The sequence below is a fragment of the Mesorhizobium sp. M2A.F.Ca.ET.046.03.2.1 genome (assembly GCF_003952425.1).
Classification (GTDB): Bacteria; Pseudomonadota; Alphaproteobacteria; order Rhizobiales; family Rhizobiaceae; genus Mesorhizobium.
In genome coordinates, this window is record NZ_CP034449.1 from 1,822,963 (window position 1) to 1,841,070 (window position 18,108).

The 18,108-nt window shown below is 63.8% G+C and carries 16 protein-coding genes, 1 pseudogene and 1 riboswitch; of the genes and pseudogenes, 6 read left to right on the forward strand and 11 right to left on the reverse strand.

Annotation, left to right across the window (positions count from 1 at the left end):
- Positions 1-158: 158 nt before the first annotated feature.
- Complete coding sequence (gene araD1 / locus EJ072_RS08715; RefSeq protein WP_126079341.1) at positions 159-1,154, forward strand: AraD1 family protein; 996 nt, start codon at positions 159-161, stop codon at positions 1,152-1,154.
- Between the two features lie 193 nt (positions 1,155-1,347).
- On the opposite strand, the gene EJ072_RS08720 is transcribed toward araD1, so the two are convergent.
- Positions 1,348-2,442: a 2'-deoxycytidine 5'-triphosphate deaminase gene (locus EJ072_RS08720; protein WP_126079342.1), complete on the reverse strand. Its 1,095-nt coding sequence runs from the start codon at positions 2,440-2,442 to the stop codon at positions 1,348-1,350.
- A gap of 116 nt (positions 2,443-2,558) precedes the next feature.
- Positions 2,559-2,636: riboswitch (SAM riboswitch) on the forward strand.
- Positions 2,637-2,692: 56 nt separating this feature from the next.
- Between EJ072_RS08720 and EJ072_RS08725 the strand changes: the two genes are divergently transcribed.
- Positions 2,693-3,883 carry an O-succinylhomoserine sulfhydrylase gene (locus tag EJ072_RS08725; RefSeq protein ID WP_126079343.1) on the forward strand — a complete coding sequence of 397 codons (1,191 nt, stop codon included), beginning with the start codon at positions 2,693-2,695 and terminating at the stop codon, positions 3,881-3,883.
- Between the two features lie 21 nt (positions 3,884-3,904).
- Here the strand turns inward: EJ072_RS08725 and EJ072_RS08730 are convergent, their stop codons facing one another.
- Positions 3,905-5,047 (reverse strand): ceramide glucosyltransferase, encoded by a 1,143-nt coding sequence (locus tag EJ072_RS08730; protein WP_126079344.1) that lies wholly within the window; start codon positions 5,045-5,047, stop codon positions 3,905-3,907.
- 276 nt (positions 5,048-5,323) lie between these two features.
- Here EJ072_RS08730 and apaG point away from each other — a divergent pair, with 276 nt between their 5' ends.
- Positions 5,324-5,716 carry a Co2+/Mg2+ efflux protein ApaG gene (gene apaG / locus EJ072_RS08735; protein ID WP_042641259.1) on the forward strand — a complete coding sequence of 131 codons (393 nt, stop codon included), beginning with the start codon at positions 5,324-5,326 and terminating at the stop codon, positions 5,714-5,716.
- Between the two features lie 117 nt (positions 5,717-5,833).
- Positions 5,834-7,024, forward strand: a complete 1,191-nt coding sequence (locus EJ072_RS08740) for an integrase core domain-containing protein (protein WP_126078128.1) — start codon at positions 5,834-5,836, stop codon at positions 7,022-7,024.
- Positions 7,025-7,239: 215 nt separating this feature from the next.
- Here EJ072_RS08740 and EJ072_RS08745 read toward each other — a convergent pair whose 3' ends face one another.
- The 5 genes and pseudogenes from EJ072_RS08745 to EJ072_RS08760 all read right to left on the reverse strand — a co-directional run bounded on the left by EJ072_RS08745 (position 7,240) and on the right by EJ072_RS08760 (position 11,822).
- Entirely contained in the window at positions 7,240-8,010 is a 771-nt protein-coding gene (locus tag EJ072_RS08745) for an IS4 family transposase (protein ID WP_245467259.1), read from the reverse strand.
- Between the two features lie 230 nt (positions 8,011-8,240).
- Positions 8,241-8,474 (reverse strand): annotated as a pseudogene (locus EJ072_RS36685) (DUF4372 domain-containing protein); the annotation flags it as partial.
- A gap of 68 nt (positions 8,475-8,542) precedes the next feature.
- Positions 8,543-9,574, reverse strand: coding sequence for an Hsp33 family molecular chaperone (locus EJ072_RS08750; RefSeq protein WP_126079345.1), 1,032 nt, complete (start codon positions 9,572-9,574; stop codon positions 8,543-8,545).
- A gap of 120 nt (positions 9,575-9,694) precedes the next feature.
- Positions 9,695-10,606: an ornithine carbamoyltransferase gene (argF, locus tag EJ072_RS08755; protein ID WP_126079346.1), complete on the reverse strand. Its 912-nt coding sequence runs from the start codon at positions 10,604-10,606 to the stop codon at positions 9,695-9,697.
- Between the two features lie 16 nt (positions 10,607-10,622).
- Positions 10,623-11,822 (reverse strand): aspartate aminotransferase family protein, encoded by a 1,200-nt coding sequence (locus tag EJ072_RS08760; RefSeq protein WP_126079347.1) that lies wholly within the window; start codon positions 11,820-11,822, stop codon positions 10,623-10,625.
- Positions 11,823-12,179: 357 nt separating this feature from the next.
- Between EJ072_RS08760 and EJ072_RS08765 the strand changes: the two genes are divergently transcribed.
- Positions 12,180-12,698, forward strand: a complete 519-nt coding sequence (locus EJ072_RS08765; RefSeq protein ID WP_042641251.1) for a GcrA family cell cycle regulator — start codon at positions 12,180-12,182, stop codon at positions 12,696-12,698.
- Between the two features lie 141 nt (positions 12,699-12,839).
- On the opposite strand, the gene EJ072_RS08770 is transcribed toward EJ072_RS08765, so the two are convergent.
- From EJ072_RS08770 to EJ072_RS08780, 3 genes are all read right to left on the reverse strand, one after another.
- Positions 12,840-13,844: a magnesium and cobalt transport protein CorA gene (locus EJ072_RS08770; RefSeq protein WP_126079348.1), complete on the reverse strand. Its 1,005-nt coding sequence runs from the start codon at positions 13,842-13,844 to the stop codon at positions 12,840-12,842.
- 184 nt (positions 13,845-14,028) lie between these two features.
- A complete protein-coding gene (phoU, locus tag EJ072_RS08775; RefSeq protein WP_126079349.1) occupies positions 14,029-14,751 on the reverse strand; it encodes a phosphate signaling complex protein PhoU in 723 nt (240 codons plus the stop codon).
- A gap of 108 nt (positions 14,752-14,859) precedes the next feature.
- A complete protein-coding gene (locus tag EJ072_RS08780; RefSeq protein WP_126079350.1) occupies positions 14,860-16,125 on the reverse strand; it encodes an ATP-binding protein in 1,266 nt (421 codons plus the stop codon).
- 202 nt (positions 16,126-16,327) lie between these two features.
- Here EJ072_RS08780 and ppk2 point away from each other — a divergent pair, with 202 nt between their 5' ends.
- Positions 16,328-17,233 carry a polyphosphate kinase 2 gene (gene ppk2 / locus EJ072_RS08785; RefSeq protein WP_126079351.1) on the forward strand — a complete coding sequence of 302 codons (906 nt, stop codon included), beginning with the start codon at positions 16,328-16,330 and terminating at the stop codon, positions 17,231-17,233.
- Positions 17,234-17,354: 121 nt separating this feature from the next.
- Here the strand turns inward: ppk2 and EJ072_RS08790 are convergent, their stop codons facing one another.
- The gene (locus EJ072_RS08790) at positions 17,355-18,104 is read right to left on the reverse strand and encodes an enoyl-CoA hydratase-related protein (RefSeq protein WP_126079352.1); all 750 of its coding nucleotides are present in this window, start codon (positions 18,102-18,104) and stop codon (positions 17,355-17,357) included.
- Between the last annotated feature and the right edge of the window lie 4 nt (positions 18,105-18,108).

Sequence of the window (18,108 nt, forward strand, 5' to 3'; positions counted from 1 at the left end):
GACGCTGCCGGCAACCCGTCGGCGCCAAGAAGTCCGCACAAGGACCGAGCGCGCGAACGCAATCCGGACGAAGAGTTTCAACCGCGGCGGGGATCGCTCCACGCCGCGCCGGGTAAGGCTTGCCCGCGGGCGGCCGCTAAATGAGAGAGGATTCGAACATGCTGATCTCCCAGATCCTCGACGACGCCGAGACGATCCGCGTCGTCGCCCGCAATGGCGGCGGCAAGACCAGGGTCATCAATGGCGCGCGCAGCGTCTATTCGCTGGCGATGGAGGCCGCGCGCACCGGCATCGGGCTCGAAGCGCTAATCGAGCGCAAGGGCTATGGCGAGACGGTCGATCTCGATGCCGCCTACAAGAGGGGGAGGCTGGTCTCGCCGATCAACCATCCGGACCCGGCGCATCTGCATCTCACCGGCACCGGGCTGACGCATCTCGGCTCCGCGGCGACGCGCGATTCCATGCACAAGAAGCTCAGCGAGGGCGGCGAGCAGGAGCTCACCGATTCCATGAAGATGTTCCGCATGGGGCTCGAAGGCGGCAAGCCGGCCAAAGGCCAGGTCGGCGTGCAGCCGGAATGGTTCTACAAGGGCAACGGCACGATGGCGGTGGCGCCGGGCGCGCCGCTGATGTCGCCGGCCTTCGCGCAGGACGGCGGCGAGGAGCCCGAGATCGCCGGCATCTATGTCATCGGCGATGATGGCGCGCCGTTCCGCGTCGGCTTCACGCTGTCGAACGAGTTCTCCGATCATGTCACCGAGCGGGTGAACTATCTGTTCCTCGCCCATTCCAAGCTGCGCAATGCCTCGTTCGGCCCCGAGATCCTGATCGGCGACCTGCCGGCCGACATCCGCGGCGCATCGCGCATCTGGCGCGACGGCAAGCTGCTCTGGGAAAAGCCGTTCCTGTCGGGCGAGGCGAACATGTCGCACACCATCGCCAATCTCGAGCACCACCACTTCAAATATTCGGCCTTCCGCCAGCCGGGCGACGTGCATGTGCATATGTTCGGCACCGCGACGCTCTCCTTCGCCGACGGCATCAAGACCGAGGCCGGCGACACGTTCGAGATCGAGGCGCCGGATTTCGGGCTTCCGCTGCGCAATCCGCTGGAGATCGAAAATCCGGTGAAGGTGGCGGTGAAGGCGCTGTAGGAAGGGTGATCTCCCCCTCGTGGGGGAGATGGCCGGCAGGCCAGAGGGGGGCGCTGTCCCGCCAGCGTCTCCACTCGTTCAAGCTCAGACCTCGGAAGCCCTCACCTGCCTCAAATACAAAGGCCGCGATCCTTCGCGCTCCCCTCTGCCCTGCCGGGCATCTCCCCCTCCCTCAAGGGGGGAGGTTGGCAGCTCAGCGCGCGGCCCTGAAATGCTTGGAAAGCTTCAGGCCCTGCGCCTGATAGTTCGAGCCGAGATCGGTGCCGTAGAGCGCCTGCGGACGCTTCAGCATGTGCTCGTAGACGAGGCGGCCAACGATCTGGCCGTGGTCGAGGATGAAAGGCACTTCGTGGCTGCGCACTTCGAGCACGGCGCGGCTGCCGCTGCCGCCGGCGGCGGAATGGCCGAAGCCCGGATCGAAGAAGCCGGCATAGTGGACGCGGAACTCGCCGACCAGCGGATCGAAGGGCGTCATCTCGGCGGCATAGAGCGGCGGCACGTGCACCGCTTCGCGGCTGACCAGGATGTAGAATTCGTCAGGGTCGAGCACGATCTCGCCGGCGCCGCTCTTATAGATCGGCTCCCAGAAGTCGACGACATCCTGCGCGGCGCGCTTGTCGACATCGACCAGGCCGGTGTGGTGCTTGCCGCGATAACCGACAAGCCCGTCCTTGTCGCCGTCGAGGTCGATGGAGAGCGCGATGCCGCCGCCGGAAATATTGGGCGGCTCGGTGGCGACCAGCATCTCGGCACGGTGAAGGTCGCGCAGCTGGCTTTCCGAAAGCACGGCATTGCCGATGCGGAAACGGATCTGCGACAGCCGCGAGCCGGCGCGCACGACGATCGGGAAGGTGCGCGGGCTGACTTCGAGATAGAGCGGCCCGTGATAGCCGGCGGCGATCTTGTCGAACTCATGGCCGCGATCGGTCATGACCCGCGTGAAGATGTCGAGGCGGCCGGTCGAGCTCTTCGGATTGGCCGAGGCCGAAACCTCGGCCGGCAATGCCAGGCTTTCCAGCAAAGGCACGATATAGACGCAGCCGGTTTCCAGCACCGCGCCGCCGGTGAGGTCTATCTCGTGAAGCTTCAGCCGTTCGAGCTTGTCGGCGACCAGATGATCGGGCCCCGGCAGAAAGGAGGCGCGCACGCGATAGGCCTTGTCGCCGAGCCTGAGATCGAGGCTGGCCGGCTGGATCTGGTTGGTGTCCAGCGCGCGCGGCGACTTGAGCGCGTTCGCCTCAAACAGCGCCGCGATGTCCTGATCCGGAAGAATGCCTGTCTGCCGCAAAGGCTGGCTCCGTTCACAAGGCCGGGCGAGGACCTAGGCAGGCTCTTGCCGTCCGGCTGGTACAAACCTCTTAATGAAGCCGGCAATTGACGCAAGCGCGGCGCTCATTTAAAGGGTCGTTATCCCGTGGTGATTTGGCCGGTCGGCTTGCAGCCACGTTAAACAAGTCGCTAAAGGACCGTCGAGCCGCAAGGCTATATGGACCGGTTGCGACTTCGCGGCCGGTTTTTTTATGTCTGGAAGCAGGGCTATGAGCACCAAGAAGCGCAACTGGAAACCTCAAACGGCACTCGTGCATGGCGGAACGCTGCGTTCCCAGTACGGCGAGACCGCAGAGGCGATGTATCTCACGCAGGGCTATGTCTATGAGACGGCGCAGGCGGCGGAAGCCCGCTTCAAGGGCGAGGAACCGGGCTTCATCTATTCGCGCTACGCCAACCCGACCGTCGACATGTTCGAAAAGCGCATGTGCGCTCTGGAAGGCGCCGAGGATGCCCGCGCCACCGCCTCCGGCATGGCCGCCGTTTCCGCCGCCCTGCTCTGCAGCGTGAAGGCAGGAGACCACATCGTTGCGGCGCGCGCGTTGTTCGGCTCCTGTCGCTGGGTGGTGGAGACGCTGGCGCCGCGCTACGGCATCCAGGCGACGCTGATCGACGGCACCGACATCGCCAACTGGGAAAAGGCGGTTCGCCCGAACACCAAGCTGTTCTTCCTGGAAAGCCCGACCAATCCGACGCTGGAAGTGGTCGACATCGCCGCGGTCGCCAAGCTCGCCAATTCGATCGGCGCGCGCGTTATCGTCGACAACGTCTTTGCCACGCCGCTGCAGCAGAAGCCGCTGCAGCTCGGCGCTCACATCGTCGTCTATTCGGCGACCAAGCATATTGACGGCCAGGGCCGCTGCCTCGGCGGCGTCATCCTGTCGGACAAGAAATGGATCGACGAAAACCTGCACGACTATTTCCGCCACACCGGCCCCAGCCTGTCGCCCTTCAACGCGTGGACGCTGCTCAAGGGGCTGGAGACGCTCCCGCTGCGCGTGCGCCAGCAGACCGAGAGCGCCGGCAGGATCGCCGATTTCCTGGCCGGCCGGTTGGAGATCGCGCGCGTCATCTATCCCGGCCGCGCCGATCATCCGCAGGCCGATATCGTCAAGAAGCAGATGTCGGGCGGTTCGACATTGATCTGCCTTGACGTCAAGGGCGGCAAGCAGGCGGCCTTCGCCTTCCAGAACGCGCTCGACATCGTGCTGATCTCCAACAATCTCGGCGACGCCAAGAGCCTGATCACCCATCCGGCGACGACGACGCACAAGAACCTGAGTGACGAGGCACGTGCCGAGCTCGGCATCGGCCCCGGCACGCTCAGGCTCTCGGTCGGCCTGGAGGACACCGACGATCTGCTGGAGGACATCGAGCAGGCGCTGAAGGCGGCAAAATAAGCCGGAAAACATCGTGGGAGATCAGGCGATCTCCTCAAGTTCTGTCAGCGCGCGGGTGCGGATGGTCATCTCATTGCCGCGCCATTCGACGGCGCCGCCGAACCAGGCGCGCGCCCAGATGGCCGGCAGCATGGCGTCACGCGCGATCATCGCGGTGACGCTGCGCGGCGACAGGTACCAGCCCTTGGCCAAGGCCAGCAGGCATTCCGGCAGGTAGGCGATCGCCAGCACCCACAAAGCCGTGGTGGACAGGCTGACGCCGGCGCTTGCCGCGGCAACCAGCGCCAGCAGGAGCGGCGCCGCCGCGCCGGTCAGGATCTCTGGCGTGAAGAACAGCGGGAACGTGACCCGGCGCAGCCGCGCCCAGCGCGTCTGTCGCGACCAGATCTCGGCGAAGCTGCGCTGTCCGAGCGGCTGCTCGAAAGGCGAGGCGACGAGATTGACGCGCAGGCCCAGGCCATTGACCAGCTTGGTGGCGGCCGCGTCCTCGGCGATCTCGGCGGCCAAGGCCTGGATGCCGCCATTGGCGTCCAGCATCGGCTTGTTCCACAGCATGCTCTTGCCCTGGGCGAAGCCGAGGCCGAGCGCCTCGCCGGCATATTGCCAGCGCGCCTGCAGCGTGTTGAGGAAGGCGCATTCGACTTCGGCCCAAAAGCCGTCCGGCCGCGAACCGATCGGCGTCGAGCAGACGAGGCCGGTATCCGGCCGCCATGCCGCCATCAGGTGCTGGACATAGTCCCTCGGCATCAGCACGTTGGAATCGGCGAGGACGACCCAATCGTGCCGCGCCGCCTGCCAGCCCTTGACGCAGTTGTTGAGCTTGGGATTGGCGCTGATATGGTCGTCGCCGATCAACAACCGCGCCGGAACCTTCGGGTGGCGCGCTATCGCCGCATCGATGAGCCTCACCACCGGGTCCTCGGCATGCGCGACGCAGAAGATCAGCTCATAGCGCGGCCAGTCGAGCGAGAAGGCGCGCTGAAGGGTCTCCTGCGTGAACGGCTCGACGCCGCGCGAAGGAACGATGATCGAGACCGGCTGCGCGCCGACGGGCGGCGCAATGACATGTCTTCGTTTCAGCCGCGACGCGGCGAGCAGGATGCTGGCGAGGTTCGAGAAAAGAAGGGCTGACGAAGCCAGGCCGGCTGCGATAGTCAGTTCCATCGAGATCTGGTCACTCTATCTCTTTGTTTTCACGCAATTCCGGACGGAAAACCGCTCACACTTTTCCTGGAATTGCTCTTGGCCGCATGCGACCATTTCATCAGTCACAGAGCGCCCGAGTCGCCCGGCACGGTTTGTGCACACCAACATTGTCATGTGTCACTTAAATGACATTGTTTTTCGGCACGTGCGCTACAAGGCTGGCAGGATGGTCGGCGCGGCGCGTTTAACAGCGAAGCGCGACAAAATGTTCCGCGGCGGCAACCGGAGTGGCCCATGTATCGCGCAGTGACGCGCAACATCGAAGTGCTGGTCAGACCCTTCTATCTGGAGGATAGATCCGATCCGTCGGAGAACCGCTATGTCTGGGGCTATCAGGTGACGATCGACAACCGCTCCGACGATTTCGTGCAGCTTTTGTCGCGCTACTGGCACATAACCGATGGCCAGGGCCGTGTCGAGGAGGTGCGCGGCGCCGGGGTCGTCGGCGACCAGCCGGAGCTCAATCCCGGCGACAGCTATCAATACACGTCAGGCTGCCCGCTCTCGACACCGTCGGGCATCATGGTCGGCCACTACACGATGCGCAACGGCCGCGGCGAGACGTTCGACATCGCCATTCCGGCTTTCTCACTCGACATGCCAGGTACAAGGCGGACGGTGAATTAGCCACTTTCTCCCCGTTTTACGGGGAGAAATGCCCGGCATGTCCGAACCGGATAGATAGGTAACAGAATGGACCGATTAGATGGGTGACAGTTTTCTTGCCAGCCGGGAGGACCGGCGATGGTTTGGCGAGAGACTGGCATCATGGATGAGCGGCTTCGTTTTGTTGTTGAATGCCTAGCTGGCGAGGAGACGATGACGCAGCTTTGCGCGGCCTTCGAGATCTCACGCAAGACCGGCTACAAATGGCTTGGGCGTTACCGGGAGACCGGGCCGGAAGGCCTGCACGACCGGCCGCGGGCGCCGCTCGATCACGGCCGAGCAACGGCAGCCGAGCTGGTGGAGCGGATCGTGGCGGAGAAGGAAGCGCATCCGCTGTGGGGGCCGAAGAAGATCATGGCGCGGCTGAAGCGGGCGGAGCCCAGTTGTGGCTGGCCGGCAGTCTCGACAGCTGGCGAGATCCTGAAGCGGCATGGTCTTGTGGGACGCCGGCGCCGGCGCTGGCGGGCTGTGGGCAATGGGCCATGGCCGGAGCCTGCGGCGCCGAATGCGGTGTGGACGGTAGACCACAAGGGCTGGTTCCGGACCCGTGACGGCTGGCGCTGCGAGCCATTGACGGTGATGGATGCATTGAGCCGCTACCTGCTGGGGCTCGAGGCGACGGGCTCGACGGCCGACGAGGAGGCGTGGCCGGTGTTTGAGCGATTGTTTGAGGAAAACGGTCTGCCGGATCGCATTCGAAGCGACAATGGCCCACCCTTTGCGTCGGCCGGCGTCACAGGGCTGACGCCGCTGGCAGTGCGCTTCATTAAGCTCGGCATCGCCCTGGAGCGCATCCAGCCAGGCAAGCCGCAGCAGAACGGGCGCCATGAGCGTTTCCATCTGACCATGCTGCCGATGGCCGATGCACCGAAGGCTGACAAAGCGGCTCAAGCCAGGGCCTTCGAGAACTTCCGGCGCAGCTACAATGAGGAGCGTCCGCACGAGGCGCTGGGCATGGACACCCCGGCACAGCATTACCGCCCCTCGACCCGACCGATGCCGAAGACAGCCCCTGAACCCGATTATCCGACCGAGGCAGCGGTGCGCGGCGTGCGCCAGAACGGCGCGGTCAAATGGCGGGGCACCGAGATCTATGTCTCGGCCACGTTGGCCGGCGAACCGATTGCCATTGAAGAGACCGAGGATGGCGAGTGGACGATGCGCTTCCACACCCATCCGCTCGGCTTCATCGATGAGAAGCACATGAAACTGGTTCGCCGCAGCGCCGCGCCAAGCCGACCGCTTGGCGCTGCGGCGACCGCATCATAGGGAGAGAAAACTGTTACCTATGTATCCGGTTCAAAGTGTTACCCATCTATCCGCTGGACAGGCAGGGCAATGAGGGGCGGCGCCGGCTTCCGAGAATTTTCGTTGAGTGAGATGGCAGCGTTGGTGCCGGCGCAATCTTCGTGGAGGTTCGCGCTGCCCCTCATCCGCCCTTCGGGCACCTTCTCCCCGTGGAACGCAGGGCTGTCCGGGGAAAGTTAGACATAGTCGAGGCTCATCTGATCGGGAGAGCAGCGGGGGTACCTTCGACTTGGATTGACGGGCGGCGGTTTGTCGATGGCGGCGATGTGGCGCCGCTCGAACAGGCATCGTGTCACCAGGTCGGTGAAGCGCAGGATCGGCAGTGCAACGCGATATGCGCGCGCTGCAATGCGCAACAGCGCATAGGCGATCATGGCGGCGAAGAGCTGCAGGCGGATGGCGTTGTCATTGTTGCCGAGGAACTTACGGATCTTGAGGTGCTGCTTGATCCAGCGGAACAGGAGCTCAATCTGCCAGCGCCCCTTGTAGAGGGCTGCTATGTCGGCGGCCGAGCGCTCGAGATCGTTGGTCAGCAGCGTGATGGTGTCGCCTTCGTCTCGCTTCACGATGATGCGACGCAAGCGGATCGGCAGTTTGGAATCGCCTTTGCTGGCAAAGCTCACCTCGGCATCCTCAAGCACGGTGAAGCCATCGCCGTGCATGGCTGCGAGGGGACGATCGCACACCAGCTTGAGCCCCATGTTGGTTTTGGGCCGGGTGACGAAGAAGGCTTGCGCCGCCGCGATCGCCGTCCACCAGCCGTAGTGGCAGTAACCCTTGTCGAACACGTAGGTCGCACCGTCTTCGATAGAGATGGTGCGGCCGATCTGGGCGTCGTTGACGTTGGCATCGGTGATGTCGAGGACGCGCGGACAGTCGCTGTCTGGATCATAACGATATGCAGCTTCATGCCGCGGATGCGGCCGTTCGACTTGGCCCAGTCGCAAAGCTTGCCGAGCGGGATGGGCGTGGAATCGATCAGCCGCAGCATGGCACTGCCTTCGCGACGCATCTGCCGGTCGAGTTGGCCTGCAAGCAGGGCGAACGTCTCGGCGAAGACGGCTACAGGGCGGCGCCGGTTGGCGTCCGACAAGGTCGAGCGCCGCAACAGGTCGCTGCCGAGGTGGTAATGGTGCTGGCAGTTGGCGTTCCAGCCGGCTTGCAGGCTGCGAAGGCTCGTCGCGCCGCTGAGCTGAGCATAGATCAACACCACGAGATGGTCCCAGCTCTTGAACGACTTGTCATACGCATCCCCGTCATGGCTATCCACAATCGTCTGGAAGCGGCGACGATTGATCGGTTCAACCAGCTTGCCAAGAATGCTAGGCGTAAAGCGCATGCCCCGTTCCCTTTCTGAGTCTCGACAACCAGAAGGTAGACGGAAAATCCCCGTCTTACGGGGCATGCACATGCGGCATTTCGATTCACCCGAACCTTTCCCCGGACAGCCCTGCGTGGAACGGGGAGAAGGAATGGGTGTTACTCCACCACGAACTCGGCCGGATCGAAGTCGTATTGCGTCGAGCAGAACTCGCAGGCGACGTGGATGCCGCCCTCCTCGGTCGAGTCCTTGATCTCCTCGGCCGAAAAGCCTTGGAGGATGCCGTGGATCTTCTCGCGCGAGCAGGAGCACTGGTAGTCGACGGGCACGCTGCGGAAGACGCGCACGCCGTGCTCGTGGAACAGCCGGTAAAGCAGCCGCTCGGCGCCCACGGTCGGGTCGATCAGCTCGGTCGGCTCGATGGTGCCCAGCAGCGCCAGCAATTCCTGCCAGGAATTGTCGGCCGGGTGGTCCGTCAGCTCGCGGTCGTCGCCGTCGCCGCCCGAAATATCGGGAATGCGCATGCGCTCCGGCGCCTGCGGCAGGAACTGCGCCAGGATGCCGCCTGCCCGCCACTGCTCGCGCGCGCCGCCCGGGCCGGGCGTGACCAGCTTGGCGACCGACATCTTGATATCGGTCGGGATCTGCTCCGACTGGCGGAAATAGGTGCGCGCGGCATCCTCCAGCGATGTGCCGTCGAGCTGGACGATGCCCTGATAGCGCTGCGTGTGCGCGCCCTGGTCGATGGTCAGAGCCAGGACGCCGTTGCCGAGCAGAGCCTGCTGCGAGGTCTCGCCGGCGTCGGTCAGCGCCTGCAGCCGGTCGGCGTCGAAGCGCGCATAGGCACGCAACGCCTGCGGCGTGGTGAAATCGGCCACCAGCATGTCGACCGGCCCGTCGGTGCGGGTCTGCAGGATGAACTTGCCTTCGAATTTGAGCGAGGTGCCGAGCAGCACGGTGAGCACGCAGGCTTCCGCCAGCAGGCGGGCGACGGGCTCGGGATAATTGTGGCGGCTCAAAATAGCGTCGAGCATCGGCCCGAGCTGCACGGTGCGGCCGCGCACATCGAGCGGCGCGACCTCGTAAGGCACGACGTGGTCGTCGCCGGCGAAGCCGAATTCACCGAGTTGGGGTTTATGCTCAGCCAAGGTCTGGGTTTCCAACATGACAAAACTCCGGGGCGCAGCCATGCAACCCGATGAGCCGCATGCGTCGAAGCGCGTTCAATTTACGTGATGGCCCGCAAATAGGCATCACCTGTCCCCAGATCAAGTTGACCCCGATCGGACCGGAAGCCAGGTCCGCCGCTCTCAAGCGCCCAGGCACCAGGCCAGCACCGCCTTCTGGGCGTGCAGCCGGTTCTCGGCCTCATCGAAGACCACGGAATGCGGCCCGTCGATCACCTCGTCGGTGACCTCTTCGCCGCGATGCGCCGGCAGGCAGTGCATGAACAACGCATCGGGCTTGGCCTTAGCCATAAGCGCCGCGTTGACCTGATAGGGCAGGAAGACGTTGTGGCCGCGAGCACGGTGCTCCTGGCCCATCGAGACCCAGCTGTCGGTGACGACGCAATCGGCCTGGTCGACGGCTTCTTCGGCGGATTTGGCAAACCGGACCTTGCCGCCATTGGCTTTCGACCAGTCGACATATTTCTCGAAAGGCTCGCTGCCTTCCGGCACCGCGACATTCAAGTTGAAACGGAACCGGGCCGAGGCTTCGAGCAACGAGTGCAGCACATTGTTGCCGTCGCCGGTCCAGGCAAAGGTCTTGCCGGCCACCGGGCCGCGATGCTCCTCGAAGGTCATGATGTCGGCCATGAGCTGGCAGGGATGCGTGTCGTCGGTCAGCCCGTTGATGACCGGAACCGTGGCGTTCTCGGTGAGCTCGATCAGCCGGTCGTGCGAGGTGGTGCGGATCATGATGGCGTCGACATAGCGCGACAGCACTTTCGCCGTGTCGGCGATGGTCTCCGAGCGTCCGAGCTGCATCTCGGTGCCGGTCAGCATGATCGTCTCGCCGCCGAGCTGACGCATGCCGACATCGAAGGACACGCGCGTGCGCGTCGAGGGCTTGTCGAAGATCATGGCCAGCACCTTGCCGTCGAGCGGTTTTGAGCGCTCACCCGCCTTGAGCCTGGTCTTTCGCGCCATCGCGTCGTCCAGCATGATACGCAGGTCGCCCGCCGAAACGGCGGATAGATCGGTGAAGTGGCGCACGCTCATCGGCAGGTTCCAGAACTTATTTCGCGGCTTCGGCCGCTATCGCGTCGGTCAGGCCCTTGGCGCCGCCGCGGATGCGCCTCAGCGCCTCGCCGATCTCCTCGTCGGTGACGGTGAGCGGCGGCAGGAGGCGGATCACGTTGTCGCCGGCCGGCACGGCAAGCAGATGCTGGTCGCGCAGCGCCATGTTCACCTTGGTGTTGGGCATGGCGCATTTCAGGCCGAGCATCAGGCCGGTTCCCCTGATGCCTTCGATGACCTCGGGAAATTCGTCCGCGACCGCCGCAAGGCCCTGCTTCAACAACAGAGCCTTGCGCTGCACATCCTCGAGGAAGCCGTCGGCCAGCACCACGTCGAGCACGGCGTTGCCGATCGCCATCGCCAGCGGATTGCCGCCGAAGGTGGTGCCGTGCACGCCGGCGGTCATGCCGGTCGCCGCCTCATCCGTGGCGAGGCAGGCGCCCATTGGGAAGCCGCCGCCGATGCCCTTGGCGATCGCCATCAGGTCGGGCGTGACGCTGGCCCATTCATGCGCGAACAGCTTGCCGGTGCGGCCGATGCCGCACTGGACCTCGTCGAAGATCAGAAGCAGGCCGTGCTGGTCGCAGAGCTGCCGCAGCCGTTTCAAGGACTGCGTCGGCACCGGGCGTATGCCGCCCTCGCCCTGCACGGGCTCGATCAGGATGGCCGCGGTCTCCGCCGTGATCGCCTTTTCCGCGGCATCGATGTCGTCGAATGCAACCTGGTCGAAGCCTTCGACCTTGGGCCCGAAGCCCTCGAGGTATTTGTACTGGCCGCCGGCGGCGATCGTCGCCAGCGTGCGGCCGTGGAAGGCGCCTTCGAAGGTAATGATGCGAAACCGCTCCGGATGGCCCTTGACGAACTGATAGCGCCTGGCCGTCTTGATGGCGCATTCCAGCGCCTCGGCGCCTGAATTGGTGAAGAACACCTTGTCGGCAAAGGTGGCATCGACCAGCCGCTCGCCCAGCCGGCGCTGTTCCGGGATCTCGTAGAGATTGGAGACGTGCCAGAGCTTGGCGGCCTGTTCGGTGAGCGCCGCGACCAGATGCGGATGGCTGTGGCCCAGCGAATTCACCGCGATGCCGCCCGCGAAGTCGAGATATCGCTCGCCCTTGTCGGTGACCAGCCAAGTCCCCTCCCCACGGTCGAAGGCCAGGGGTGCGCGGGCAAAGGTCTCGTAAAGCGCCGAACCGCTCATTATATGCGTCTCCGGAACCGGAAATCAAAAAAGCCGCCAATGCGGCGGCCTTTGCGGCTTATCATGTTTTTCGGCCATGAAGTCAACGAAAACGTCACGCAGAAGCGCGTGGCAAGCCCCGACGCCACTCCGGCCCATCAGTGGTCAGGCAAGTTGGGGAAAACCGTAAAAACCGAATCGGTGTTGCCTTTGGGACTCTTGTCACCGAGTCAGCGCATAAGGTAATTGTAGTCGAGAAATAACTATATTTCGTGCGGCGGACCTAGATCACCCGGTACATGTGGTGTCGTTTGCCCGGCGAGAGCCGGCTCGGGAAAGGATTCTGGCTGCCGCACGCATTAGCAGGAGCGCGGTCTCATGAACTGGACTGACGAGCGGGTAGAACTTCTCAGGAAATTGTGGTCGGAGGGCCTGAGCGCCAGCCAGATTGCCGCACAGCTTGGCGGAGTGAGCCGCAATGCCGTCATCGGCAAGGTGCATCGCCTGAAGCTGTCGGGCCGCGGCCGCGCGACGGCTGCCCCGGCGCGCCAGAAGAAGGCGACGCAAGGCGCCTCGATGCAGAAATCGGTGGCCCGCGCGGCGAGCCCGGCGCGCCATGTGACCGCCACCATCGGCGCCACCGCGCTGCAGGTGCAGTTCGACGCCGAGCCGGTCGCGCGCCACTACATCCGCCCGGTCGAGAACGTGGTGGTTCCGATCTCGCGCAATCTGCAGCTCGTCGAGCTGACCGAACGCACCTGCAAATGGCCGAATGGCGACCCGCTCTCGGAAGACTTCAGCTTCTGCGGCAACGACGCCGCCGAAACGGGACCGTATTGCAAGTATCATTCCCGGGTTGCGTTCCAGCCGGCGGCGGAACGGCGCAGGGCAAGATAAGGGAATAAGGGAATAGGGGAGTAAGGCAGGAGGGGAATAGGGGAAAGAGCGCTTCACGCGCGACGTTTCGCCAGTCGCTCCGTATGACCACTCCCTTACTGCCTTACTGCCTTACTGCCTTACTGCCCTACTCCCCTCTCTTCACAGCCACCCATTCTTCTTGAATCGCCAATACAGGAACGAGCAGATCGCGGCCATCACCAGCAGGATGATGGGATAGCCATATTCCATCTTCAGTTCCGGCATGTCGGAGAAGTTCATGCCGTAGATGCCGGCGAAGGCGGTGGGCACCGCCAGGATGGCGGCCCATGAGGCGAGCTTCTTCGAGATCGCCGTTTCCTGGCTCTGTCCGACGAGCAGGCTGGCTTCGAAAGCGAAGGCCAGAACCTCGCGCAGGGAGTCGATCTTTTCCTGCACGGTGCGGATGTGGTCGGTCACATCGCGAAACAGCGGATGCATGGCGGCATGGATCTGCGGCAGGTCGGCGCTGGTCAGCCGGCGGCAGACCTCGACGAGCGGCAAGGCCGCGTTGCGCAGCCGCAGGAGATCGCGGCGCAGCATGTAGAGGCGCTCGATATCCGAACCAGTCATCGGCTTCAGAAGCACCTTGTCCTCGATCGCCTCGACCTCGTCTTCGATCTGCTCCAGCACCGGCATGTAATTGTCGACGATGAAATCGAGGATGGCGTAGAGGACGAAATCCTCACCCTTGGCCAGTGAATGCGGGCAGCTTTCCCAATGCTGGCGAACGGCGGCGTAGGAGGTCGACGGGCCGTGCCGGACGCTGACGATGTAGCCGGTGCCGACGAACAGATGCGTCTCGCCGAAAGTGACGCGACCGTCGATCAATTGCGCGGTGCGGGCGACGATGAACAGGGCATCGCCATATTGCTCGATCTTCGGGCGCGCATGCGGGTGCTCGGCGTCCTCGATCGCGAGGTCATGCAGGTGGAATTGCGCTTGCACCCTAAGCAGAAGGTTGCGGTCGGGCTCGAGCAGGCCAATCCAGACGACATGGCCGGGTTTGGCCGCCCATTCGCCGGCCTGTTCGATCGCGATGTCGGCGACACGCTTGCCGCCCAAATAGACGCTGGACGCAATGATGCCCGACGTTGGGGCCGGGGTCAGGTTTCGAACTTGTTCCATCGCAAACCTCCCGAGACTGCGACTGACAATTCGCCGTGCCTGGAGCAATTCCAGGAAAAGTGTGAGCGGTTTTCCGCCCGGAATTGCGTAAAAACAATAGTTGGGCGTTTCGCCGCTTCCGTGAAACGGTGAAACGCACTGGAGAGCTTAGCCTAAATCAGAAAACCGTTCGAGGGGCCTGAATTCACTTAGCCGGCACCGTGCCTGGCAGCACCACCTTGTCGGTCTTGTCGCCCTTCGGCCGTTCGGCGGGCATCTGGTCGCCGGTGACGATGTAGTAGATGGTCTCGGCGATGTTGGTCGCATGGTCGCCGATACGCTCGATATTCTTGGCGCAGAACAGAAGATGCGTGCAGGGCGTGATGTTGCGCGGATCTTCCATCATGTAGGTCAAAAGCTCGCGGAACAGCGAGGTGTACATGGCGTCGATCTGGTCGTCACGATCGCGCACGAAGCCGATCCTCTCGACCGAGCGCGAGGCGTAGACGTCGAGCACTTCCTTGAGCTGCGTCAGCGCCAGGTTGGCAAGCGCCTCCAGACCGCGGAAAAGGCTGTTCGGCTGGCGCCCGTCGACCGAGGCGACGCGCTTGGCGACGTTCTTGCCAAGATCGCCGACCCGCTCGATATCGGCCGAGATGCGGATCGCGCCGACGATCTCACGCAAATCCGTCGCCATCGGCTGGCGCCTGGCGATGATGATGATGGCCTTGTCATCGATCTCGCGCTGCCCCTCGTCGAGGACGATGTCGTCCTGGATGACCTTCTGGGCAAGGCCATGGTCGACATTGACGAGGGCCGCGACAGCCTGTTCGACCATGCGCTCGGCATGGCCGCCCATCGCCGCGATGCGCTTGGACAGGAATTTCAGCTCTTCGTCATAGGCACTGACTGTATGCACGGACTGCATCGATATGCCTTCCCGGTTTGTGCCGGCTGGTGCGTTCCCTCAATCTGTCGCTGATACGCGAACCGCATGACAGAAAGAAGAAAATCTCGGTTGGCAACCGGTACACGATCAGCGAGCCGGCAAATGAACCGTGAACGCCGCACCCTTGCCGACTTCCGACTTGATCGACAATCTTGCGTTATGACGGCTCAATATATGCTTGACGATCGAAAGGCCAAGCCCGGTGCCTTTCTGGGTGCGGCTGTTTTCGACATCGATGCGGTAGAAGCGTTCGGTTATGCGCGGGATGTGTTCTTCGGCAATGCCCGGACCGTAGTCTCTTATGGTGACGTCGATGCCTGGGTCCTGACCGTCCTCGACGCGTGCCATGGATACGGTCACGCGTCCGCCTGACTGGCCGTATTTGCAGGCATTCTCCAGGAGATTCTCGAAAACCTGGAAGAGTTCGTCGCGGTCGCCGGGGACGGAAACCGGGCCATCGATGAAGTCCCGCTCGATGACGATGCCGTTCTCGCTGGCCAGCGGCTCGAGCGAATCGATGACGCTGTCGATCGTCTGGCGAAGATCGACCGCAGTGCCCGGCCTCAGATAAGGTTTCATCTCCAGTCGCGAGAGCGAGAGCAGATCGTCGATCAGGCGGGCCATGCGTCCCGTTTGGTTCTGCATGATCTGCAGGAACTGGTCGCGCGCCGCCGGATCGTTCCGGGCCGGCCCGCGCAGCGTCTCGATGAAGCCGGCGATCGAGGCGAGCGGCGTGCGCAATTCATGGCTGGCATTGGCGATGAAGTCGGCCCGCATGCGGTCGATGCGGCGCGTCTCGCTCTGATCCTTGAACACCAGCACATAAAGGCCTGTGGCATGGCCGACCGTTGACGCGCTGACCCGGTATGTCCGCTCCACCGGCAGCTTTTCGGTGTAGTCGACCGCATCGGCGGCGACCTCGCCCGACAGGATGCCGTCCAGCAGCGCCTGCATTTCCGGCGCGCGAAACTTCAATGCCAGAGACATGCCCGGCGCCAGGCCGCCGAAAGCGGCGAAGGCGGCGGCGTTGGCGTGAACCATCGCGGCGGAATGGTCGAAAATGATCAGCGGATCGGCGACCGCGGCCGCCAGATACTCGCCGGAGAGCCGCTGCAGTCCGCTGGCCTCGATCGCCGCGCCTGTCTCGGTCGACCGGCGCTCGGCGTCCGCGGGCAGCATCGCCGCGGCCGCCAACAGGGCCAAAGCCGGCACCAGCACGTAGATTGAAGCGCCGGCGAAAGAATAGACGGCGATGACCGCGACAACGCCCGCGGCAAGCAGCCAGCGGTTGCCCCGAAGCCGCGCCGCCCAGGCTTGCCCCCTGCTGTCCTGCCCCGCGCCGGTCTCTGCCATAGGCCCGTGCTACCCCGCATCCCGTCGACCGGTCAGCGGCTCGCTGGACCGGCCCGACGCATGGGCTTCTTGAAAATCAGGATCGATTTTCGCGAAGGTTCATGCGCAAAATCAAAATGCTACGGCGTGTAAGCGTCCGGAGGGAGCGCCACGCCGCCAAGGCTCCATAGCATGAGTCCGCAAACTGGAAAGGTTCGTCCGGATGAAAAAAGCCAAGCAAACGGCTGAAGCGGCACCCGCCACAACACCGATCAAGATCAAGATCGGCGGCAAGGAGCGCGAGTTCGACATCGACAATCCGGTCCTGCCGGACTGGATCGAGGACAACAAGCTGACGGCCGGCGCCTATCCTTACGACAAGAAGATGAAGGGCGAGGACTACGAAAAGGAGCTCGAAGGGCTGCAAATCGAACTGGTCAAGGCGCAGGCCTGGCTTCAGGCGACCGGCAAGCGGGTGATGGCGCTGTTCGAGGGCAGAGACGCGGCCGGCAAGGGCGGCACGATCTTCGTGCTGCGGCAGTACATGAACCCGCGCACTGCCCGCAACGTCGCGCTGACCAAGCCGACGCCGACCGAGGCCGGGCAATGGTATTATCAGCGCTATGTCGACCATTTCCCGACTTCGGGCGAATTCGTCACCTTCGACCGCTCCTGGTACAACCGGGCCGGTGTCGAGCCGGTCATGGGGTTCTGCACGCCGGAGCAACATGAGAAATTCCTCGACGAGACACCGCATTTTGAACGGATGATCTGCAACGAAGGCATCCATTTCTTCAAATTTTGGCTGAATATCGGTCGCGAGACCCAGCTCGAGCGGTTCCATGACCGCCGCTGGTCGCCGCTGAAGAACTGGAAGTTCTCGCCGATCGACATCGCCGGCGTCAGCAAATGGGACGAGTACACCAAGGCGCGCGACCAGATGGTCGAGCGCACGCACAAGGAATTCTCGCCCTGGATCATCGTGCGCGCCAACGACAAGCGCCGCGCCCGGCTTGCGGTGATCCAGCGTATCCTTCTGTCGCTGCCCTATGATGGCCGCGACCTGGATGCCGTCGGCAAGCCCGACAAGAAGATCATCGGCGAAGGGCCGGGGTTCCTGAAGGACTGACGCACTGTCGCCCGGAGGTGCGCGGCGGTCCCGGAAAAACGGGATACACCAATCAAGAGCATGAATTACAGCGCCGCGCGGCTTTCGGCTCGCGCGGCGCTGAGACTTTCATGCCGGCCGCTCAGGCGGCTAGGCGGGCGATCCGCTGCAGCCGCTTCAGCGTGGTGTCATCCTGAAGCGCCTGCTGGAACAGCGTGATCTCGTGGTCGATACGATCGCACAACACCGCCGTATCGCCCTTGAGAAGGCTCCGCGTCTGCAGCAATGCCGCCACCGGCTTCTTGGCGAGCTGTTTCGCCCTCGCCAGCGTTGCTTCCTCGGCGCTGCCTTCCGTCACGATCTCGCCGACAAGGCCGAGGGCCTTGGCATCCTCGACGCCGAGCGTGTCGCCCAGGCAGAAGAAGCGGAAGGCGCCCGCATAGCCGAGCTTCTGGGGCGCCAGGATGCTGGTCGCCGCGTCCGGCACCAGGCCGAAATCGACGAACGGCACCCTGAAGGTGCTGCCCTTCGAGGCGATCACCATGTCGCAGTGGAACAGGATGGTGCAGCCGACGCCGACGGCATCGCCGTCGACGCAGGCAAGCACCGGCTTGGGGAAGGTCGCCAGCATGCGGAACATGTCGGTGACCGCGGCGATCAGTTCCCGGTGCTTGGTGGCATCGAGGAACTCCGAGAAATCGCCGCCAAGGCAGAAGCATCCGGCAAGGCCGCGCAGCATGACGACGCGGACCTCGTCATTGACGGCCGCCTCGTGGAGGGTCCTGGCAAGGCTCGCATAGGCATGCCGATCTAGCACCGGCCGGCCGTCATGCGAGGACACGGTGACGACCAGTGTATGGCCGCGCAGTTCCGGTTCGGGATGGAAACTCATGATC